18 protein-coding genes and 1 pseudogene are annotated in these 20,865 nt (G+C 70.7%); 10 read left to right on the top strand and 9 right to left on the bottom strand.

Annotated features, from left to right (window positions below; translation table 11 throughout):
- On the bottom strand, positions 1–962 hold a 962-nt coding region (locus GFH49_RS31280), incomplete at its 3' end, for an RNA-guided endonuclease InsQ/TnpB family protein (protein ID WP_155059435.1).
- Positions 963–1,120: 158 nt separating this feature from the next.
- Between GFH49_RS31280 and GFH49_RS31275 the strand changes: the two are divergent.
- Together GFH49_RS31275 and GFH49_RS31270 are read left to right on the top strand one after the other, a co-directional pair.
- Positions 1,121–1,555 (top strand): annotated as a pseudogene (locus tag GFH49_RS31275) (ABC transporter permease); the annotation flags it as partial.
- Positions 1,556–1,825: 270 nt separating this feature from the next.
- Positions 1,826–2,974, top strand: a complete 1,149-nt coding sequence (locus GFH49_RS31270; protein WP_155059434.1) for a serine hydrolase domain-containing protein — start codon at positions 1,826–1,828, stop codon at positions 2,972–2,974.
- Between the two features lie 222 nt (positions 2,975–3,196).
- On the opposite strand, the gene GFH49_RS31265 is transcribed toward GFH49_RS31270, so the two are convergent.
- The 3 genes from GFH49_RS31265 to GFH49_RS31255 form a co-directional block, all read right to left on the bottom strand.
- Positions 3,197–3,853: a response regulator gene (locus GFH49_RS31265; RefSeq protein WP_155059433.1), complete on the bottom strand. Its 657-nt coding sequence runs from the start codon at positions 3,851–3,853 to the stop codon at positions 3,197–3,199.
- Entirely contained in the window at positions 3,850–5,175 is a 1,326-nt protein-coding gene (locus GFH49_RS31260) for a sensor histidine kinase (protein WP_155059432.1), read from the bottom strand. Before GFH49_RS31260 ends, GFH49_RS31265 begins: the two co-directional genes overlap by 4 nt.
- A gap of 234 nt (positions 5,176–5,409) precedes the next feature.
- Positions 5,410–7,626, bottom strand: a complete 2,217-nt coding sequence (locus GFH49_RS31255) for an MMPL family transporter (RefSeq protein ID WP_155059431.1) — start codon at positions 7,624–7,626, stop codon at positions 5,410–5,412.
- Between the two features lie 255 nt (positions 7,627–7,881).
- On the opposite strand from GFH49_RS31255, the gene GFH49_RS31250 reads away from it, so the two are divergent.
- The 3 genes from GFH49_RS31250 (at position 7,882) to GFH49_RS31240 (ending at position 11,599) form a co-directional block, all read left to right on the top strand.
- The gene (locus GFH49_RS31250; protein ID WP_155059430.1) at positions 7,882–8,610 is read left to right on the top strand and encodes a response regulator transcription factor; all 729 of its coding nucleotides are present in this window, start codon (positions 7,882–7,884) and stop codon (positions 8,608–8,610) included.
- A 23-nt stretch (positions 8,611–8,633) separates the two neighbouring features.
- Positions 8,634–10,097, top strand: a complete 1,464-nt coding sequence (locus GFH49_RS31245; RefSeq protein ID WP_230396601.1) for a sensor histidine kinase — start codon at positions 8,634–8,636, stop codon at positions 10,095–10,097.
- Positions 10,098–10,264: 167 nt separating this feature from the next.
- Complete coding sequence (locus GFH49_RS31240; protein ID WP_155059428.1) at positions 10,265–11,599, top strand: DUF3500 domain-containing protein; 1,335 nt, start codon at positions 10,265–10,267, stop codon at positions 11,597–11,599.
- Positions 11,600–11,681: 82 nt separating this feature from the next.
- On the opposite strand, the gene GFH49_RS31235 is transcribed toward GFH49_RS31240, so the two are convergent.
- From GFH49_RS31235 to GFH49_RS31220, 4 genes are all read right to left on the bottom strand, one after another.
- Positions 11,682–11,891, bottom strand: a complete 210-nt coding sequence (locus GFH49_RS31235; protein ID WP_196218180.1) for a hypothetical protein — start codon at positions 11,889–11,891, stop codon at positions 11,682–11,684.
- Positions 11,892–12,450: 559 nt separating this feature from the next.
- On the bottom strand, positions 12,451–12,588 hold the full coding sequence (locus GFH49_RS39545; protein WP_196218181.1) for a hypothetical protein: 138 nt from the start codon (positions 12,586–12,588) through the stop codon (positions 12,451–12,453).
- 109 nt (positions 12,589–12,697) lie between these two features.
- Entirely contained in the window at positions 12,698–13,255 is a 558-nt protein-coding gene (locus GFH49_RS31225; protein ID WP_155059425.1) for a GNAT family N-acetyltransferase, read from the bottom strand.
- A 10-nt stretch (positions 13,256–13,265) separates the two neighbouring features.
- Positions 13,266–13,463, bottom strand: coding sequence for a hypothetical protein (locus tag GFH49_RS31220; protein WP_230396600.1), 198 nt, complete (start codon positions 13,461–13,463; stop codon positions 13,266–13,268).
- A gap of 138 nt (positions 13,464–13,601) precedes the next feature.
- Here GFH49_RS31220 and GFH49_RS31215 point away from each other — a divergent pair, with 138 nt between their 5' ends.
- The 5 genes from GFH49_RS31215 (at position 13,602) to GFH49_RS31195 (ending at position 19,446) form a co-directional block, all read left to right on the top strand.
- A complete protein-coding gene (locus GFH49_RS31215) occupies positions 13,602–14,090 on the top strand; it encodes an ATP-binding protein (RefSeq protein ID WP_155059424.1) in 489 nt (162 codons plus the stop codon).
- A gap of 138 nt (positions 14,091–14,228) precedes the next feature.
- A complete protein-coding gene (gene fxlM / locus GFH49_RS31210; protein ID WP_230396599.1) occupies positions 14,229–15,461 on the top strand; it encodes a methyltransferase, FxLD system in 1,233 nt (410 codons plus the stop codon).
- Positions 15,462–15,546: 85 nt separating this feature from the next.
- Complete coding sequence (locus tag GFH49_RS31205) at positions 15,547–15,741, top strand: FxLD family lanthipeptide (RefSeq protein WP_155059422.1); 195 nt, start codon at positions 15,547–15,549, stop codon at positions 15,739–15,741.
- An 82-nt stretch (positions 15,742–15,823) separates the two neighbouring features.
- The gene (locus GFH49_RS31200) at positions 15,824–18,850 is read left to right on the top strand and encodes a lantibiotic dehydratase (protein ID WP_155059421.1); all 3,027 of its coding nucleotides are present in this window, start codon (positions 15,824–15,826) and stop codon (positions 18,848–18,850) included.
- A complete protein-coding gene (locus GFH49_RS31195) occupies positions 18,847–19,446 on the top strand; it encodes a lanthionine synthetase LanC family protein (protein ID WP_155059420.1) in 600 nt (199 codons plus the stop codon). The genes GFH49_RS31200 and GFH49_RS31195 overlap by 4 nt, the downstream gene beginning before the upstream one ends.
- Here the strand turns inward: GFH49_RS31195 and GFH49_RS31190 are convergent.
- On the bottom strand, positions 19,395–20,621 hold the full coding sequence (locus GFH49_RS31190) for an IS110 family RNA-guided transposase (protein ID WP_155053965.1): 1,227 nt from the start codon (positions 20,619–20,621) through the stop codon (positions 19,395–19,397). The two genes, GFH49_RS31195 and GFH49_RS31190, sit on opposite strands and share 52 nt — an antisense overlap.
- Between the last annotated feature and the right edge of the window lie 244 nt (positions 20,622–20,865).

The raw sequence follows: 20,865 nt of genomic DNA, 5'->3' as shown, positions 1-20,865 counted from the left end.
GGGAAGAAGCGGTCCACCGCGATCACTTCCCGCCCGTACCAGGCGGCCTTGTACTCCAGAAGGCTCCGGAACTCGGCCCACGCGGCATCGCTGATCGCGCGGGCCAGGCTCCGGTTCCTGACCATGTTGCGCACGGTCAGGTCCTCGATCACGATCGTTTGGTTCTCACGAACGAGACGAGTAGTCAGCTTGTGCAGGCCGTCACGGCGCCGGTCGGCGATCCGGGCGTAGACCTTGGCGACCCTACGCCGGGCCTTGGCCCGGTTCGCCGACCCCTTGGCCTTCTTCGCCATGCGGCGCTGCGCCAGGGCGAGGCGGGCACGGTCGCGGCGCTCGTGCCGGGGGTTGGCGATCTTCTCCCCGGTCGAGAGGGTCAGCAGATGGTCCAGGCCGACATCCACACCGACCGCGTTGCTGGTTGCGGGGAGCGGCTTGACGCCGGGGTCCTCGCACAGCAGGGACACGAACCAGCGACCCGAAGCGTCCTGGGACACGGTCACCGTGGACGGCTTCGCACCCTCGGGGAGCGGACGCGACCACACGATATCCAGCGGCTCACGCATCTTGGCCAGCGTCAGAGCGCCGTCGCGGAAGCGGAAACCGCTGGTGGTGTACTCGGCAGACTTGCGGGACTTCTTCTTCGACTTGAAGCGCGGGTACTTGGCCCGCTTGCCGAAGAAGTTGGTGAACGCGACTTGCAGGTGCCGCAAGCACTGCTGGAGCGGAACCGAGGAGACCTCATTCAGGAACGCCAGTTCCTCGGTCTTCTTCCACGCCGTCAGCATCGCCGACGTGGCGTTGTAGTTCACCCGCTCCTGCCGCGCCCACGCTTCGGTACGGGCGGCGAGCGCCATGTTGTAGACCTTGCGGACGCAGCCGAACGTGCGCGACAGCTCCGCTGCCTGCTCGTCCGTGGGATAGAAGCGGTACTTGAACGCCCGCTTCACATACGTCGTGGTCAAGCTCACAAACTAACGAGATTGTACGTAAAGATCAAATCTGCTGGTCAGAGCACGTCTTTCGCCCTGGCGGCGAAACCCCGCTCCCTGCTCTGCTCCGCAGGAGTCCGTTTCCTCTCGCCGTGAACGGCGGAGTATCCCCGGAGGAACCTGATGACCGCGTGCTCCAGGCACTCATCAGCGTCGTCCTGGTCGGCGCCGTCGGCATCGCCATCGGCTTCCGCTCCACCGGCGCCACCGCCCTGGAATGGCTCGCGGCATTCGGGCTGCTCGTGCTCTTCGCCCTGGCGCTCACCTGGATCGCGGTCGGGATGGGCCTGGTCAGCCCGAACGCCGAGGCGGCCAGCAACAACGCCCTGCCGCTGATCCTGCTGCCGCTGCTGTCCAGCGCCTTCGTCCCCCTCGACGCGATGCCGGGCTGGTTCCAGCCGATCGCCGAGTACCAGCCCTTCACCCCCGCCATCGAGACCCTGCGAGGCCTGCTGCTCGGCAGCGAGATCGGCCACAACGGGTGGCTCGCGATCGCCTGGTGCCTCGCCCTCACCGCACTCGGCTACCGCTGGTCCACCGCGAAGTTCAACCACGACCCGAAGTAACCGCCATGCCAACGCGGGCCACCCCGCATCTCGTCCCGATCCCAGGGCGGCGTACACCGGCACCCGCCGGCGTACGCCGCCCGTTCGTGTGAAGGCGCCCGGAGGGCGTACGGCGAAGGGGTGAGGTACCGCAGGCCGCACCCCGCCACGGCACCTACCGCCACCGCACAGACGCCAGTTGGCGGGATCGTCCTCAGGCCCCCGCGTTTCTAGGTTGGTGTCCGCATCGCGGAGAGCGGTGCGGACACCGACCCGCAAGGAGCACCCGCCATGAAGCGCACCGCCGCGGCCCTGGTCGCCGCGATCGCCACGTCCGCCCTGACGGTCCCCACCGCGTCCGCCACGCCCGGCTCTCCCCACGACTCGCTGCGGGACCGGGTGAACGCGGTGATGGAGACCGGGACCGTCGGCGCCCTGGCCCGCTCGACCGGACCGCGCGGACACCGCTCCACGACAGCGACCGCGGGCGTCGCCGACACCGCCACCGGCGAGGCCGTGCGCCCCGGCGACCGGTTCCGGATCGCCAGCGCCAGCAAGACGTTCGTCGCCACGGTGGTGCTGCAACTGGCGGACGAGGGGCGGCTGTCGCTGGACGACACCGTCGAGGACTGGCTGCCGGGCCTGGTCTCCGGCAACGGCAACGACGGCAGCAGGATCACCGTACGGCAGCTGCTCCAGCACACCAGCGGACTGTTCGACTACACGGCGGACTTCCCCGTGCTCGCCAGTGTGGACGGCTTCCAGGCCGACCGGTACCGGACCTGGACCGACGAGGAGCTGGTCGCGATCGCGATGAAGCACCAGCCGGACTTCGCGCCCGGCACCAAGTGGTCGTACTCGAACACGGGTTACATCGTGGCCGGAATGATCATCGAGAAGGCCACCGGGCACAGCTGGCAGCAGGAGGTCACCCGCCGCGTCATCGAGCCGCTGCGCCTGCGCGACACCTCCGCCCCGACCACCCAGACCCACATCCCCGGCCGCCATCTGCACGGCTACTCCGACTTCGAGGGTTCCGGCGCGACCATCGACGTCACCGAGATCAACCCCTCCCTGGGCGGCGCGGCAGGCGCCATGATCAGTACGACGGCCGATCTGACCCGCTTCTACCAGGCGCTCCTGGGCGGCCGTCTGCTCCGCCCGGCCGAGCTGACCGAGATGAAGACGACCGTACGGACCCCGGACCTGGACGACGTGTGGCCCGGCGCGAGCTACGGCCTCGGCCTGATGGAGATCCCGCTCTCCTGCGGCGGGTCGTATTACAGCCACGGCGGCGACCTGCCCGGCTACACCACCCGCAACGGCGTCAGCGCCGACGGCCGCCGGGTCGTCGTCCTGGCGACCACCGGAGACGGAGCGGCCGACCTGTCCACCGAGCACGCGCAGAACGAACTGATCGACGGGGAACTCTGCGCCTGACGTGGGGGCGGCCGGCTACGGCTCGGCGTCGTATGCGCGCCGGGGCTACGCGAAGGGCGGGGCCGGACTGCGGCCGGGGTCGCTGGTCCCGTACCCGACGCGGGGCGGCGCCCCGAGCGGTACGTCCGCACGGTCAGGCCGTCCCGCTCCGGTCCCCCCGGTTGCCGCAGCCGCCGGGTCAGGGGCGGAACGCGACGCCGCCACCCTCCGGTGCGGCCATGCTCACGCGGGCCGCACCAGCCCCGTGTCGTAGGCGAAGATCACCGCCTGCACCCGGTCCCGCGCCCCGATCTTCGCCAGCACCCGGCTCACATGGGACTTGACCGTGGACTCGGCGAGCGAGAAGCGTTCGGCGATCTCGTTGTTGCTCCAGCCGGTGGCCATCGCGGTGAGGACCTCCCGTTCGCGTTCGGTGAGGGCGGTGAGCCGGCGTTCCTGTTCGGGGGTCTGGCCCGGCATCCGGTCGGTGAAGGCGTCGATGAGCTTGCGGGTCAGGCCGGGCGCGATGACGGCGTCTCCGGCCGCCACCGCCCGGATGCCCGCGATCAGCTCTTCGGGCAGGGCGTCCTTCAGGAGGAAGCCGCTGGCGCCGGCGCGCAGCGCCGAGTACGCGTACTCGTCCAGGTCGAACGTGGTCAGGACGAGGACCCGGGAACGGCCGCCGGACTGGACGATACGGCGGGTGGCCTCGATGCCGTCCATCCCGGGCATCCGGATGTCCATCAGCACGACGTCGGGGCGGAGTTCGGCGGCCATCCGGACCCCCTCGGCACCGTGGGCCGCCTCGCCGACCACACTCAGATCGGCATGCTGCTCCAGGAGCATGCTGAAGCCGAGCCGCTGGAGGGCCTGGTCGTCGACGATGATGACGGTGGTCATAGGGCAAGCTTCTCCGTGGAGGTGGATGCCGGGGTGGTCGCGATCTCGAAGCGGGCGTGGACCGTCCAGCCGCCGCGGTGGTTGGGCCCGGCAGTGACGCTACCGCCGTACAGCGCGGCGCGTTCGCGCATGCCGACCAGGCCTCGGCCCTCGTCACTCATGCGCACGTGCAGCGATGGCCCGGTGTCCTCGACGGTGACGTCCACGGCGGTGTCGTCGGCGGTGATCACGACCTGGACGGTCGTGTCGGCCGCCGCGTGCTTGAGGGTGTTGGTGAGGGCCTCCTGGACGACGCGGTAGACGGCGAGCTGGAGGCTGGGCGGCAGATCGGTGCGGTGGCCCTCGGAGTGCAGGGCCACGGCGGGGCCGGCGGCGCGGACGCGTTCCAGCAGGGGGGTGAGGTCGCTCAGGCCCGGCTGGGGGGCGAGGAGTGTGCCCTCGGCGGTGGCCTTCTCGTCGTCGCCGATGACGGCGAGGAGGCGGCGCAGTTCGGCCAGGGCGCCGCGACCGCTGTCGGCGATGATGCGCAGGGTCTCGGCACCGCGTCTGGGTTTGGCCTCGGTCAGTCCGGCGGCCCCGTTGGCGAGTCCGACGATGACGGCGAGGGTGTGGCCGAGGATGTCGTGCATCTCGCGGGCCACGCGGGCGCGTTCGGCGGCGGCGGCGAGGCGGACGCGCTGGTCCCGCTCCACCTCCATGCGGACGGCGCGTTCGTGCAGGGCCTTGACGTACGCGTTCACCACCCGGCCGACCAGGCCCGCCGCGGCGACCGCCGCCACGAGGGCCGACTGGATGATCGCCACCAGCGGAGTCCGCAGGTAGGTGGGGATCGGCCCGTCGTCGCCGCCGGTGACGGCGACCGACACCGAGGTCTGCATGACGGCGATCGCTGTGCAGACCGCCAGCGGGAAGGGTCTGACCTGGCGGCCCACGTTGAGCAGCGCCACCACCCGGGCGACATCGGACGCCGTGTCGGCCTCCAGACCGAGACTCATCGCGGAGACGGTCGAGGTGATGGCGAAGACCAGGATCGGCCGCTGCTGCCGCCACAGCAGCGGGACACTGAAGGCGACCAGCAGCGCCGCCACGGTCGGTATGCCGGGCCCCCTGCCCTCCGCCGCGTCCTTCAGTGCCGGGACGCCGAGAAGCGCGCAGACCAGCGGCACGGCCCAGCGGCGGAACGACGGATGGTGCTGGTCCGCCGCGGTGAGCCTGGTGAGCCACTCCATGACCGCGACGTCCTCGCGCCGGCTGGTCTCGCTCAGCAGGGTCTCGGGCGGGACGGAGGCCACCGGCAGCCCGGTGGCGGTCGGTGCTGTCACGTCGTACACCCTCTCGGTACGGGGGCCGCCCGCCGGTCCCCGGGGGGAGGGGACCGGCGGGCGGGGGCGGGTGGTCACGGCTGGGGTCGGCCGTACGCCTGCTCCGGATCGTACGGCCGACTGCTCTCAGTCCCTGCTGAAGGGCGTCTCGTCCCTGCTGAAGGGCGTCTCAGCCCCTGCTGAAGGGCGCGGGCCACCCGCTCAGCGCTTGCCGAGGGACACGGGCTACCGCTCTCAGCGCTTGCCGAGCGGCACGGGCTCGGGGGACCGATCGCCCTGCGGGGCCTCGTCGAGCATGTGCCGCAGCTTCTCGCCCTCCACGTCCACGTTGGGCAGGACGCGGTTCAGCCACCCGGGCAGCCACCAGGCGCTGCGGCCCAGCAGGGCCATCACGGCCGGGACGATGGTCATCCGGACCACGAAGGCGTCGAAGAAGATGGCGGAGGCGAGACCCAGGCCCATCGACTTGATCACCGCCTCGTGGCTGAAGATGAACCCGGCGAACACGGAGATCATGATGATCGCGGCGGCCGTGACCACCCGGGCGCCGTGCCGGAAGCCGGCCACGACCGCTTCCTTGGGCTCGGCTCCGTGGACGTACTCCTCCCGCATCCGGGTCACCAGGAAGACCTGGTAGTCCATCGCGAGCCCGAACACCACGCCGACCATGAAGGTCGGCAGGATGCTCACGATCGGACTGGTCTCCTCGACACCGAAGACGTCCGCGAGCCAGCCCCACTGGAAGACCGCGACGACGACACCCAGGGTCGCGAGGACGCTGAGCAGGAAGCCCAGGGCAGCCTTGATCGGGACGAGGATCGAGCGGAACACCAGCATCAGCAGGATGAACGCCAGGCCGATGACCACGCTCAGGTACGGGATCAGGGCGTCGCCGAGCTTGTCGGAGATGTCGATGTTGATGGCGGTGGTGCCGGTGACCAGCAGCTCGGCGCCGGAGTCGTTCTGGAGGGCCGCGCTCTGGTCGCGGATCTCGGAGACGAGGTCGACCGTCTCCTCACTGGCGGGGGAGTGGCCGGGGACGGCGCTGATCAGTGCGACATTGTCGGACTCGTTGAAGACCGCGGGGCTCACCGAGGCGACGTCGGGCAGGCCGTCGAGGTAGCTGACCGCCTCATCGGCGGCGGCCTTGGGGTCGTCGCTGTCGCGGGCGTCGACGACGACCGTCAGGGGGCCGTTGTAGCCGGCGCCGAAGCCCTTGGTGACGGTGTCGTAGGCGATGCGCTGGGTGCTGTCGGGGGCGGCCGACTCGTCGCCGGGCATGCCCAGCTGGAGCGACAGGGCCGGGATGGCGAGCAGCAGCAGACCGGCGATCGCGGCGCCGCCGATCTTGAGCGGGTTGCGCAGCACGAACTTCGCCCAGCGCACACCCATCGCGTCGCGCTCGCCGCTCTCGATCGCCCGCATCCGGCTCGACTTGAGCTTCCCCTTCGTGATGCGGAGGCCGGCGAAGCCGAGAACCGCGGGCAGCAGGGTCAGCGCGATGACCACGGCGATGACGACCGCGAAGGCGGCGCCGAGACCGATGTCGGTCAGGACCTTGATGCCGACGACGCTCAGCCCGGTCAGCGCGATGACCACGGTCAGCCCGGCGAACACCACCGCCGAACCGGCCGTACCGAGCGCCCGCCCGACGGCTTCTTCCGGCTCGTGCCCATTGCGTAGCTCCCCTCGGTACCGGGAGACGATGAACAGGGCGTAGTCGATGGCGACCGCAAGTCCCAGCATCAGCGCCAGCGTGGTGGTGTTGGAGCTCAGGTCGATGAACGAGCTCGCGATGGTGATCCCCATGACTGCGGCGGCGACGCCGAACAGCCCGGTCAGCAGCGGCAGCCCGGCCGCGACCATCGAGCCGAAGGTGATGACCAGGACGACGGCGGCGACCGCGATACCGATCAGCTCGGTCGCGCTGGAGCCCATCTCGGGCTCGACGGCCGTGCCGCCCATGCTGACCGCGAGACCGGCGCGCTCGCCCTTGGCGGCGATCTCGTCGAGGTCCTCACGGGCCTGGTCGCTGATGTCTTCCTCGGCGACCTTGTACGTCACCTCCGCATAGGCGACCGTGCCGTCCTCGCTCACCGCGTTGCTGGTGTACGGGTCGTCGACGCTCGACACCTGCGCGGACTTCCCGAGGTCGTCGACCAGCGACTCGATCTCGGTCTTGTTGGCGCCGGACGTCAGGCTCTGCCCGTTCGGCGCCTCGAACACCACGCGCGCCGTGGCGCCGTCCGCCGACGCCTGCGGGAATTCCTTCCCCAGCAGGTCAATCGCTTCCTGCGACTGGGTACCGGGGATGGTGAAGGAGTCCGACGTGCTGCTCGACACACTGCTGGCGCCGATGCCGACAGCCGCGATCACGGCTATCCACAGCATGAGGACTAGCCTTCGTCGCCGGAACGAGAACCGGCCCAGCCGGTAGAGGAAGGTGGCCACGGAGAAACTCCCGGAGACGGGTATGGGGAACGTTGTGACCACGCTATGAACGCCTCGGCGTCACTCCTTGGGCCCGCGGTGGTGAATACGACCGCGGGAGTGGTACTGCGGTGCCATCCCCGACTCCTCCACGGGAAGTACGTCGCTCGCCGGGCATCGGCCTGTCCACGGCGGACGACCTGGCGGCTTGCGAGCCATGGCCCGGCCCCAGGTCTCACACAGCCGCCGCACAGGAGCATGCGGGAAGGTCGGGCCATGTCGGCTGTCCCTCCCGCGCTCCACGACGGCACTCCGCGTGTCCTGATCGTCGATGACGAGCCCGAGCTCACCGAACTGCTGTCCGTCGCGGTCGCCAAGGCGGGCTGGCGGCCCTTCCTCGCCCGGGACGGGGAGAGCGCGCTGCGGATCGCGCGGGGCTGCGCGCCGCACGCCGTGGTGCTCGACTGGATGCTGCCCGACATGGACGGCCTTCGGGTGCTGCGCAGGCTGCGGAGCGAGAACGGCAGGCTGCCGGTGCTGATGCTCACCGCCCGGGACGCACTTGAGCACCGGCTCGACGGGCTGTCGGCGGGCGCCGACGACTATGTGACCAAGCCCTTCTCGCTGGAGGAGGTCATGCTGCGGCTGCGCGGACTGCTGCGCCGCTCCGGCGCCGAGGAGGAGTGCGACACCGGTCCCGTCCATGTGCTCGGCGATCTGGTGCTGGTGGAGAAGTCCCGTGAGGTGCAGCGCGACGGGACGCCGGTCCCGCTCACCGCCAAGGAGTTCGACCTGCTGCGCTTCCTGCTGACGCATCCGCGCCAGGTGCTCAGCAAGGCGCAGATCCTCGATCACGTCTGGAACAGCTCGTTCGACGGCGAGGGCAACCTGGTCGAGGTCTACATCTACAGTCTGCGCTCCAAGCTCGACAAAGGCCGGGCACCGATGATCCACACGGTGCGCGGGGCGGGCTACTCGATCAGGGCGGCGGACGAGAGGCCATGAGACGCAGGCCCACCCTGCGGACCATGAGACGCAGCCGCACCCTGCGGACCCGGCTGGTGCTGTTCATCTCCGTCACCCTGGCCGTGGTCTGCACGGTGATGGCGCTTGCCACGGTCTTCGTCCAACGCGCCTATCTGCTGGGCGACTTGGACCAGCGCGTCAGCTACGCCGCCGAGCGCGGCCAGGGCGGCCTGCAGCGCCGCACGGGCGACGCCACCGACCTGGGCTTCCTCAACGAACGCGGACAGGCCGCCGGCACGGTCGCCGCCCGCTTCACCGACGGGGAGATCGTCGCCGCGCAGGTGGTGACCGAGAGCGGCCGGCCGCAGGCCCTCACCGCCGCGCAGATCGCCGCCCTCGACGGCATCACCGCGGACGGCTCCCTGCACACCCGCACCATCCCCGGCCTCGGCACCTACCGCGTGACCGCGATCGGCGGCGCCGGGACCCCGGTGCTCGCCGGGCTCCCCACGCACCAGGTGGACCGGATGATCAACCGTCTCGTGGCGGTCGAGGCGGTCATCGCCGTCGTCAGCCTGGTGGTCGCGGGCGGTGTCTCGGCGGTGGTCATACGACGCCGGCTGCGGCCGCTGGGCCGGGTCGCCGCCACCGCGGCCGAGGTCTCCCGGGCGCCGCTGGACCGCGGCGAGGTGTCCGCGCTGACCCGGGTCCCCGCCGCCGACACCGACCCCGGCACCGAGCCGGGCCAGGTCGGTGCGGCACTCAACCGGCTGATCGAGCACGTGGAGTCCTCGCTCGCGCAGCGCCGGCGCAGCGAGGAACGCATGCGGCGCTTCCTGGCGGACGCCAGCCATGAACTCCGTACGCCGCTCGCGTCGATCGCGGGCTATGCCGAGCTGATGACCATGGACGGCGGGAGCGCGCGGGAGATCGAGCCCGCGCTCGCCTGGCGGCGGGTGTCCGCGCAGTCGGCGCGGATGACGGGGCTGGTGGAGGATCTGCTGCTGCTCGCCCGGCTCGACGAGGGACGGCCGCTGCAGGCGGTGGAGGTGAACCTGGCGCCGCTGGTCGCGGAGGCCGTGTGGGACGCACGGGCGGCGGGCGGGGGCCATGACTGGCGGCTGGCGCTGCGGGTGGAGCCGTCCGACGCCACGGTCGTCGTCGATCCGGCCCGGATCCAGCAGGTGCTGGCCAACCTGTTGGCCAACGCGCGGGTGCACACACCCGTCGGCACGACGGTCACCGTCGTGCTGGAGACCACCGACACCCACCGCGTCATCCGCGTGCGCGACGACGGCCCCGGCATCCCGCCCGCCCTCCTCCCGACGGTCTTCGAACGCTTCACCCGCGCCGACGCCTCCCGCTCCCGCGGCAAGGACACGGACGGCGGTGCGGGCCTCGGCCTGGCCATCGTCGCGGCGATCACCGAGGCGCACGGCGGCCGGATCGACGTACGCAGCGAGCCGGGCCGTACGGAATTCACGGTCGCGCTGCCCACGCCGGCCGCCGCGCCCGCACAACGCTAAGCGACTCCACAGAAACGCAGCTCAGAGGCCTTTTGTACGACGCCCAGGGCGCCGTTTCCACCCTCCTGCCGCCGCCATTTCAGGTACGCCTCAGGTGGCTCCCCCAGGGTTGTCGGCATGCGGGCGGCCACCGGGGCCGTCCCCGAGGACGAAGGGAGCCGGCGACGATGACCGAGCTCGACACCGCGTCGCAGGAGCCGCAGCCGACGACGGGCCGGCACGCCCACGCGAACCGCCGCAACTTCATGCGGAAGGTCTTCTTCGCGTCCGGCGCCACCGCGGTCGCGACCATGGGCGGCGCCGGTGCCTGGGCCGCGCTCGCCGACGACGACACCACGGCCACGGCCGACGCCTCGGCGTCCGCCGCCCCGAGCGGCGCCCCCAGCGGAGCGCCCGGCGGCGGCACCGGCGGCCCCGGCAACATGACGATCACCGAGGACTTCTTCGGCCTGACCACCGACGGCAAGCGGATCGACGACCTGTTCACGATCCACTCCACCGGCGTCGCCACCGCCCCCGTGATCGCCGCCGCGAACGCCTTCCTGGCCGGTCTCACCGACGACCAGAAGACCTCGACGCAGTTCACCGTCCACTCCACCGAGTGGCGGCTGTGGAGCAACATCGACTCCTACGAACGTCAGGGCGTCTCCCTCGCCGACCTGACGGACGACCAGAAGGCCCTGGGCACGGCCCTGCTGAAGTCCGCGCTGAGCGCCGACGGCCTTGAGACCACGGAGAAGATCCGCAGGATCAACCAGGCGGCGGGCGAGGCGATCGGCAACACCGACGCCTTCAACGAGGACGCCTACTACTGGACGGTGATGGGCACGCCGTCGGCCACCGAGCCGTGGGGCTTCCAGTTCGACGGCCACCACCTGGTCGTCAACTACTTCGTGCTCGGCGACCAGGTCGTGATGAGCCCCTGCTTCTGGGGTTCGGAGCCGACGAAGATGGAGATCGACGGCGAGGAGGTCGCGGTCTGCCAGGAGGAGGTCGTCGCCTCCCTCGCCTTCATCAACTCCCTCACCGAGGCGCAGCAGAAGGTCGCGATCGAGTCATCGACCAAGTCGAACGAGTCGATGAAGGCGGGCGCCTTCTCCGACAACGCCGTCCAGGAGTACACCGGCCTCCGCGGCAACGCGCTGACCGGCGCCCAGAAGAAGAGGCTGCTCGGCATCGTCGAGGCCTTCGTGGGCCGGGCGAAGGCCGACGCCGCGAAGGTGCGGATGGCGGAGGTCAGGAAGCACCTCGCCGACACCTATGTCACCTGGGCGGGCGGCACCGGCGACGACGACGCCTTCTACGTCCGCGTGCACAGCCCGGTCGTATGGGTCGAGGTGGACTGCCAGGGACCGGGCCCGCTGGCGGGCGCGTACGGCGCCACCCAGGGCAGCGGCGCGACCCAGCTCCACGTCCACTCCATCATCCGCACCCCCAACGGCAACGACTACGGCAGGGAACTCCTCAGGCAGCACTACCTGACCTCGCCGCACCACCGCTGAGACGGCGCTCCGCGGGAAGGGCGGTGCACCGGCTGCAGGCCGGCACGTCACGGGGCCCACGAAATCCGCAGCGCAGCCATGATTACGCGACAGCGCCCGGCCAGGGGCAAGACCGGCCGGGCGCTGTGGTCTTGGGAGTCAGGATCCTGCGGCCCGTCTGCGGGTCGCGATCCGCAGACGGGTCGTCGATCATGTCGACGTCGTCCACGTGCTCGGGGTGGGCATAGACGTCCCAGCCAGAGCCGGACATGCCCTGTTCGTGCCAGAGGAACACCGCGCCGTCAGTGATCACCCCGTCGCAGGCACGGCACACGTGCGGGCCGTTCGCCGCCCTGCTGGAGCCGTACGACCTGGCCGGCGTGACCGTGACTGCCGACGCCCTGCACACCCAGCGCGAGCACGCCGGTTTCTCGTGGAGGACAAGAGGCCCACTACCTGCTGCTGATCAAGGCCAACCAGCCCGGAATGTTCCGGCAGTTGAGGTCGCTGCCCTGGACGCAGGCCACCGCGCGGCGCTACGACCGCGAAACGGGGCACGGCCGCAAGGAGACACGGACAACCAGGGCGCTGACCGTCACCGACCTCGGGCGGTGCAGGCTGCGAAGATCCTGCGCCACCGCACCGACCTGCGCTCGGGAAAGGTGACACGGCAGACCGTCTACGCACTCACCGACCTCAACGCCCGCCAGGCATCTCCCCAGCGGCTCGGGCAACTGGCCCGCTCGCAGTGGGTGATCGAGGACCGGCTGCACTTCGTCCGTGACACCACATTCACCGAGGACGCCTCCAAGATCCGCACCGGCCACGGCCCCGACAACATGGCCACCCTCCGTAGCTTCGCGATCAACCAGCTACGAGTGGCAGGCCACCCGAATGTCGCTGCCGGGCTCCGCGAGATGTCCTACCAGCCCTTCCACCGCCTGCTGGGCCTCCTCGGCCTGCCGTACCCGCGCAGTCACCGCCCGCACCCGCCGAGCGACGACCGTCACCACCAAGCCCACCCCTGCCCCGACCGCCGTCCAACAGCCCGACCACACCACGCGCCGCAAGCGTTTGCCGCCGTCCTCGTCCTCTCCGAACGTGTGGTGGGCCGTGCCGTTACTCCGGCGTGGTCGGCCGCCATTCGCGGTCGAGCATCGCGTGCACGACCGAGTCGCGCCACTTGCCGGCCTTCAGGATGTGTTCACGGATGGTGCCCTCTTCGACCATGCCCGCGGCCGTCATGGTCTTCGCCGATGCCTCGTTGAGCGGGGAACGCGCTCCCCAGACGCGGTGCAGGCCCAGGTCGTCGAAGCCGAGGCCGAGCAGGAGACGCACGGTCTCGAGCCCGTAGCCGACGCCCCAGGCGTCGGGGCGCAGCGCGAAGCCGAAGGTGGCCGCGCGCTGCTGGTGCGGGTCCATGGCGATCCGCCCGAACCCGACCAGTCGCCCGGTGTCCCGCTCGATGGCGGCGAGGGCGTACTCGGTGCGGGGTTCTTCGGTGGCCGACGCGATGGACCGGGCCACGATCTGGGCGACCTGGTCACGGGTGCGCGGCTCGAACGACAGGTGCTCGGTGGCCTCGGGGCTGCCGTAGACGGCGAGCACCGCGTCGACGTCCTCCATGGTGAGTTCGCGGAGGCCGATGCGTGGGCCGGAACGCGTGACCGGATACATGCCAGGGACCTTACCCGCGGGGCAGGGCGGGGCGGCTCGCCGGGAAGGCTTCGATCTCCGCACGGAGGTCGCGGGCGACGACGGCGGTGTGCGCCGGGGTGCTCATCAGCGCGTGGCGGACACGGAGCGCGGAGACGACGATGCCGTTGTTCCGGTGGGTGGCCGGAAGGTCCAGCACCGGGCGGATGGCTTCCGCAGTCCCGTCCACGTCTCCGTTGACGCCGGTTTCGCCTCGAAACCCGAGGACGCCTTGGGGGTGGAGCCGTCCGCGCGCGGTTGCCACGCTCGTACCAGCCCTCGCTGAGAGTGCCCGGGCGTGCACAGTCGTGGACCAGGGAGTTCCTCCATGCCCTCCAGAGATGCCGGATCGACCAGCTTGTCAGCGGCGCCGTCGTGCCTGCTCGTGGAGGCTCCGCCTGCCGCTGCCGTTCCGCCGGCGTTCGGCATGGCTGTCCGCTCCGAACCGTCGAGTGTCGCAGTCGCCCGGCGGGTGACGAAGGCATGGATCCGGTGCCACTGCCGGATGTCGGCGGACCAGGTCGACGCCTTACTGATCGTGGTGTCGGAGCTGTGCACCAACGCGGTGCAGCACGGCCGCCACGGGTCGATCCGTCTGCGGTGCTGGATGACGGCGCGGGATGAACTCCGCCTTGAAGTCCACGACAGGACGCCGTCGACCGTCCCCGAGCCCCGGTGCGTCCGCCCCGAGTCCGAGAACGGGCGCGGTCTGCTTCTGGTGGAGGCCCTCGTCACCGAGATGGGCGGCACATGGGGCTTCGGCGAGGACGGCTCTTTCGCCTGGTGCAGTCTCGTCCTGTCCGGGGAGGGACGGTGACCGGCCGACCTCGGCCACCAGACACCGAACACCCAGCCCTGCACCCGTGCTTCACCTTCACACCCCTGCAACACCCGTCCTCAACCCCCTCGGCGCGCACCGCCGAGAAGGAGAACACCCGTGGATAACGTCCCCGGCATGACGACCGAGAACAGCGCCGCCAACACCTCCACGTACGAGCAGCAGTTGCGCGACGCCATGGTGGAGCGGCTGATCGAGTTGGGCGCGGCCCGCAGCCCCCGCGTGGTGGCCGCCTTCCGCTCGGTCCCCCGCCATCTGGCCACCCCCGAAGCGGACATGGCCAGGGCGTACGACGCCGAGTACGCCGCCGTGACGAAGACCGACGCGACCGGCGTGGACATCAGCTCGGTGTCCGCCGCGCGCATCCAGGCCATGCAGATCGAGCAGGCCGACATCCGGCCCGGGATGCGCGTCCTGGAGATCGGTTCCGGTGGCGTGAACGCGGCCTACCTCTCCGAACTGGTCGGGGATCACGGCCACGTCGTCACACTGGACATCGACTCCGATGTCACCCAGCGCGCCAAGACCTTCCTGAACGCGACCGGCCACAGAAACGTCTCCGTGGTCACCGCCGACGGCGAGAACGGCGCTCCGGACCACGCTCCCTACGACCGGATCATCGTCACCGTCCAGGCCGCGGACATCCCGCCCGCGTGGATTCACCAACTCATGGAAGGCGGGCGGCTCGTCGTCCCGCTGCGGATGCGCGGCATGACCCGCACCGTCGCCTTCGTCCGCGACGGCGAGCGCCTGGTCAGTGACGGACTGGAGCTGTGCGGCTTCGTCCCGATGCAGGGCGCCGGCGAGAACCGCGTGCGCCTGGCCGTCCTCCATGACACCGAGGGCGAGGAGATCGCCCTGCGCCTGGACGGTCACCCCGAACCGGACACCAAGGCCCTGCGCGCCGCCCTTCACACCTCGCGGGCCGAGGCATGGTCCGGCGTGACGCTCGCGGGCGACGAGTCCAACGAGCACCTGGACCTGTGGCTGACGACCGCCCTGGACAACCTCCCCCTGATGGCGGCCAAGCCGTCCGCCCGGCAACGCGGTCTGGTCGCCTCCGCCTCGCCGCTCGGCGTGCCCACGCTCGTGGACGGCGACAGCTTCGCCTACCGGACGGTCCGCCGTACCGACGCCCCCGACCGGTTCGAGCTGGGCGCGGTCGGCCACGGTCCGCAAGGCAAGGCCGTCGCCGAACACCTCGCCGAGGAGATCCGGGCGTGGGACGCCGAGCACCGTGGACACCGTGCGCACATCGAGGTCGACCCGGCCGGCACCCCGGACGACCGGCTTCCCGCAGGCCGCATCGTCGACCGGCCGCACACGCGGATCACGATCTCCTGGCCGTGACGCTGTCGGCGCCCCGACCAGGCCGTCCCGCACCTGCACCCACATCCCCAGATCCTTCACCCACATCCCAGATGAGGAGAACGCGATGGCACCGCACAACACCGGCACGCCCCTGAAGGCCGCCACGGACTTCGGAGCCGACACAGACTCGGACTTCGACCTCCGTATCGAGACCGTGGCCTCCCTCCCGGTCCTCGGCTCGCTGCTGAACGACACCAGCGACAACTGCGGCTCCACCTGCCAGTCCGCCTGCTCCAACAGCACCTGCATCGGCGGCTGACCGCCTCGCCGGGGCCGGGCCGTGTTCCGTACCGGCCCGGCCCCGGCCACAGCACCCTCATGTCGATGAAGGAGGCACCGCCATGTACCACGCAATCGTCGACGCAGGCGTGATCAGGGTGTCCGCGTTCTCGCTCACGGCGCCGCTGCCTGCCTGGCCGGACCTGTACGGCGACACCGCCGCCGACGTGCGCTCCTTGCAGGAGTGGATCGCTCAGGTCTGGGCGGACGAGAGCGTGGCCTCCGCGATCGAGGTCGCCACACCCGTCCTTGCCGAGTCCGTCCGCCGGATGCTCGGGGGACAACGCCGTTCTCCGCGAACCGTCAGGCGCGCTGCGGTCTCCCTGGCCCGCTACCTCCTGCGGATGCGGCACCGTGCCACGCCGTTCGGGCTGTTCGCCGGTCCGGCTCCCCTGCGGATCAGCCGCACGGCGCGAGTGCGCTGGGGCACAGCCCACCGTGCCTTCGTACACGCCGACGCAGAGTGGCTGCACAGCGTCATCACCACCCTCGAAAACGACCCGGACGTGATGCCGAACCTGCACGTCGTCACCAACCCCACCTGCGTCGTGCGAGGCACCCGGGTGACGGTGCGGCATCAGCCGGGCCCCGTCGGCCCCACCGACACGACGCTGCGACGCACGCCAGCCGTCGAAGCCGCGCTGGCCCTCGCCCGCACGCCCATCACGGTCGGCGACCTCACGGCCAAGCTCTCCGGCGACTACCCCGACACCCCGCGCACGGTGGTCGACGACATGCTGCGCAGCCTCGTCACCCATCGCGTACTCCTGAGCAGCCTGCACGCCCCCATGACCTGCGACGACCCACTCGGCCACCTGATCGACCAGCTCGAAACCGCCGACACAGCCTCCGCCACGGTCGAGAAGCTGCGGCAGATCCGCACGCTCCTCGCCCTTCACGACAGCGGGCCTCCGGAGAACCAACGGTCCCTCCGCGCACAGGCCATGGCGAGGATGAGCGACCTCACCGGCGTCAGGGACCGCGGCCTGGTGGTCAACCTCCGGCCCGACTGCGACATCGCCCTCCCGGAGATCGTGACCCGTGAGGCCGAGCGCGCCCTGGAGGTCATGGCCCGGATCACGCCGTACCCGAACGGCTCCCCGGCCTGGAAGGACTACCGGGCGCGCTTCCTGGAGCGCTACAGCATGGGCGCCGTCGTCCCCTTGCGTGACCTCACCGACCCGGACACCGGCCTCGGGTTCCCCGTCGGCTACCGCGGTACGGTCCTGAAGCGTCCGGTGCTGGCCACGAGCCGCCGCGACGAACACCTTCTTACCCTCGCCCAGTACGCGGCCCTCAACGACCAGCGCGAAATCGTCCTCAGCGAGGAGGACGTCCAGGCGCTGTCCCTCGGCGAGCCGGACCAGGTTCCCGCGCACGTCGAACTGTGCTTCACCGTGCTGTCTCCCTCCCGGAACGACCTGGAGCGCGGCCGGTTCACCCTGACCACGGCCGGGCTGTCCCTGGCAGCGGGCACCACCACCGGCCGCTTCCTGACCATGCTGGAACCCCCCGACCAGGAGCGCATGACCGCCGCATACGCCGGCCTCCCGACGCTCACCGCCGGCGCCATCCGCTGCCAGGTCTCCAGCCCGCCGCTGCGGCTGGCCACGTACAACGTGGCACGCGCTCCGGCCGTGGTGCCCGACGTGTTGTCCGTCGGCGAGCACAGTCCAGGGACCACCCTCGACCTGGGCGACCTGGGCGTCGTCGCCGACTCACGACGCCTGTACCTGGTGTCGCTGTCCACGGGGCGGCCGATCGAGCCGTCCGTCATGAACGCCGTGGAACTCACCAACGCCACGCACCCGCTGGTCCGCTTCGTGTGCGAACTGCACCGCTCGCACGCCGCGATCCTCCTCCCCTTCGCCTGGGGCGTGGCGGCACGGCTGCCCTTCCTGCCCGAAGTGCGCGTCGGCCGCACCATCCTCTCCGCCGCCTGCTGGCGACTCGGCGCCCGCGACCTCGGCGACGGCGGTGACTGGGCCTTCCGCTTCACTGACTGGCGCATCCGCTACGGCGTCCCGAACACCGTGTATGTCGGCAACGACGACCAGCGGCTGCGCCTGGACCTCGACATCCCCGCACACGTCCAGCTCCTTCGGACCGAACTGGACCGGAAGGGGGCCCTGGTGCTGCACGAGGCGCCCCCGCAGAGCGCGTTCGGGTGGCTGGGACACGCGCACGAGATCACCGTGCCCTTCGCCGCCGACCAACAGCCTGTTGCCGCACCCGTGTACCGGACCGCGGCCATGGTGCGCCCAGACTCTGGCCGGCTGCCCGGTGCCGACGAGTGGGCGTACCTGAAGCTGTACGGCAACACCGGCCGCGCGGCGGAGGTGTTGACCACCCATCTCCCGCGGCTGCTGGCCGACCTGGGAACCGAGGCACCGCACTGGTGGTTCACCCGCTACGCGGACCCCGACGACCACGTGCGCCTGAGGCTCCGCCTGCCGAACCCGCACGCCTTCGGCGACGCCGCACAGTACGTCGCCACATGGGCAGCCGAGCTGCGCTCCGAGGGCCTGATCCAACGCGTGCAGTGGGACACCGACGAACCGGAGACCGGCCGCTACGGCACCGGCCTCATCCTGCAAGCTGCTGAACAGGCATTCGCCGCCGACTCCACCGCCGCCCTCGCGCAGATAGCCCTCTCTCTCCCCGATGACCTCCGGCCCGCCGTGACCGCCGCCAGTTTCGTGGACACCGCCGAGGCTTTCCTGGGCTCCCCGACGGAGGGCCGGAACTGGCTAACGACGAACCTCCTGAAGAACGACGGCGACGCCGCCTCCCGCGACGTAGTCGCCACGGCCATCCGACTTACCGGCCCCGGCCACGCCTTCCTGCGCTCCCTGCCGGGCGGTGACACCGTCGCCACGGCCTGGGCCCTGCGTCGGCGCGTCCTGGCCACATACCGCCAAGCCCTCGAAACGGCCGGCGCCGACCCGGCCGCCGTACTGCCGTCCCTGCTGCACATGCACCACAACCGCGCCGCCGGCATCGACCCCGACGGCGAAGCCACCTGTCGCCGTCTCGCTCGCGCCGCCGCCCTGTCCTGGACCGCCCGCGTCGAAGGAGCCACCCGGTGACCACCGCTCCACCCGTTCCCGGCTCCGACCTCGCCACCAGCCAGTCCCTCGCCCACGGCACCCTCGGCACCGCCCTGCTCCACATCGAACGAGCCCAGCGCGGCCTCGTCCCCTGGCAGGCCGTACACCGACAGCTCGCCGCCGTCCGCCCCCTGATCGACGGAGACGAAGCAAGCCTGTTCCTCGGCGCCCCCGCGATGGCGTACGTACTGCACCTGGCCGCAGCCGACAGCGACCGGTACGCCGGAGCACTGCACACCCTCGACAAGGTCGTCGCCGCGCACACCCGCCGCCGTCTGACCGCCGCTCACACACGCATCGACCAAGGCGACTACGCCGACTTCGCCGAGTACGACCTGTTCCGGGGCCTGACCGGGCTCGGTGCCCTCCTGCTGCACCGCCGCTCGGACGGCGCCGAGACGAAGGCCGTCCTGGAATACCTCGTCCGGCTCACCGAACCAGTGGCCGGGCCCAACGGACAGCCGCTGCCCGGCTGGTGGGTCCGGCACGCTCCCACCGGTCAGACACCCCATGTCGTTTGGTGTCAAGCGGTATGGGGTTGTGCGTGGTGCGACCAGGCGGTTGCTTCGTCGTAGAGGGTGCGGGTCTTGAGGCATCCGTGGAGGATGCCGACGAGCCTGTTGCCGACCTGGCGGAGGGCAGAGTTGTAGCCGGCCTCGCGGGCTCGCTGCTTGTCGTAGTACCGGCGGGCGCCGGGTGAGGCCCGCAGGGCGGAGAACGCCTGGCGCTGAAGCGCGTCGGCGAGCCGGTTGTTGCGCACGTAGCGGGCCTGGACGGTGTGGCTCTTGCCGGAGGCCCGGGTAACGGGGCTGGTTCCGGCGTAGTTCTTGCGGGCCTTGGCGGAGCTGTAACGGGTGGGATCGTCCCCGAACTCGGCGAGCACCCGGGCGCCGGTGATCTCTCCGATGCCGGGCATGGAGAGGTAGATCTCAGCGTCCGGGTGCGCGAGAAAATGCGCCTTCACCTGCTCTTCCATCGCGGCTATCTGTTCGTTGAGGGCGATCAGGAGACGAGCATGGGCGGTCGTGGTGGCCCCGTAGGCGGCGGCCACCGGCTCGGGCAGTTCCAGGTGCTTCTCGCGCAAGGCGGCCTGGATGGCCCCGGCCTTCTGGTCCCGGTTGTGGCGTCGGGCGCGGGCCAAGATGGCGGTGATCTGGATGCGGGTGAGCCTGGCCGCCGCCTGGGGGGTGGGCGCCTTGATGAGCAGTTCCAGCGCGTCGGTGCTGGTCAGCTCCAGGCTCGCGTAGGCGTTCAGGGCTGCGGGGAAGTACTCGCGCAGCGTGTTGCGCAGTCGTTGGAAGGTGCGGGTGCGTTCCCAGATCAGGGTCTGGTGGGCGCGGGCGACGACCTTGACGGCCTGGGCCTGGTCGCTGTCGCCGGCGATGGGCCGCAGCTGGTCGCGGTCGATGCGGACCATGTCGGCCAGCGCGTGGGCGTCGCCTCTGTCGCTCTTGGCGCCGGAGGTGCTGTACCGCTCCTTGAACCGGGCGACCTGCCGAGGGTTGATCGCGTAGACCCGGTAGCCGGCCGCAAGCAGGGCCTGCACCCAGGTGCCGCGGTCCGTCTCGATCCCGACGATCACGTCGCAGGGGACGAGGTCCTCACCCGCATGCTTCGCCACAAGCTCGTGGAGCTTGGTGATACCGTCCGCGCCCTCGGGCAACCTTGCGGTCGCGAGGCGGCGGCCGGTGGTGTCCTGGACTTCGACATCGTGGTGGTCCTCGGCCCAGTCGTCGCCGATCAGCAGCAACTCATCCTCCAGGTCAGGTACTTCCCGGTCATGCAGCCCGCGGAAGACACGGCACGCGGCCTAATGGATCCAGTGCTCACGCTCAGCTCGGCGGGCACGCCACCCCATCAGCGGTCATGGCCTTCCGGCCAACCAGCAGGGGCACGGTCTGACCACAGAACTCACAGTGGTTCCGGCGACATAAGTGCTCACCTGCTGGCGGCTACGGCACCGAGTCTCTCCGACCCGGCAGCTCCCATTAGGC

This window comes from Streptomyces blattellae, assembly GCF_009709555.1.
Taxonomy (GTDB): domain Bacteria; phylum Actinomycetota; class Actinomycetes; order Streptomycetales; family Streptomycetaceae; genus Streptomyces; species Streptomyces blattellae.
This window is presented reverse-complemented; position numbering and strand designations above follow the sequence as displayed.

Bases quoted from the DNA above. Each gene is read 5' to 3' on its own strand.
- GFH49_RS31270 (WP_155059434.1), top strand. From the start codon at position 1,826: ATGAAGCGCACCGCCGCGGCCCTGGTCGCCGCGATCGCCACGTCCGCC.
- GFH49_RS31265 (WP_155059433.1), bottom strand. From the start codon at position 3,853: ATGACCACCGTCATCATCGTCGACGACCAGGCCCTCCAGCGGCTCGGC.
- GFH49_RS31250 (WP_155059430.1), top strand. From the start codon at position 7,882: ATGTCGGCTGTCCCTCCCGCGCTCCACGACGGCACTCCGCGTGTCCTG.
- GFH49_RS31245 (WP_230396601.1), top strand. From the start codon at position 8,634: ATGAGACGCAGCCGCACCCTGCGGACCCGGCTGGTGCTGTTCATCTCC.
- GFH49_RS31240 (WP_155059428.1), top strand. From the start codon at position 10,265: ATGACCGAGCTCGACACCGCGTCGCAGGAGCCGCAGCCGACGACGGGC.
- GFH49_RS31225 (WP_155059425.1), bottom strand. From the start codon at position 13,255: ATGTATCCGGTCACGCGTTCCGGCCCACGCATCGGCCTCCGCGAACTC.
- GFH49_RS31215 (WP_155059424.1), top strand. From the start codon at position 13,602: ATGCCCTCCAGAGATGCCGGATCGACCAGCTTGTCAGCGGCGCCGTCG.
- fxlM (WP_230396599.1), top strand. From the start codon at position 14,229: ATGACGACCGAGAACAGCGCCGCCAACACCTCCACGTACGAGCAGCAG.
- GFH49_RS31205 (WP_155059422.1), top strand. From the start codon at position 15,547: ATGGCACCGCACAACACCGGCACGCCCCTGAAGGCCGCCACGGACTTC.
- GFH49_RS31200 (WP_155059421.1), top strand. From the start codon at position 15,824: ATGTACCACGCAATCGTCGACGCAGGCGTGATCAGGGTGTCCGCGTTC.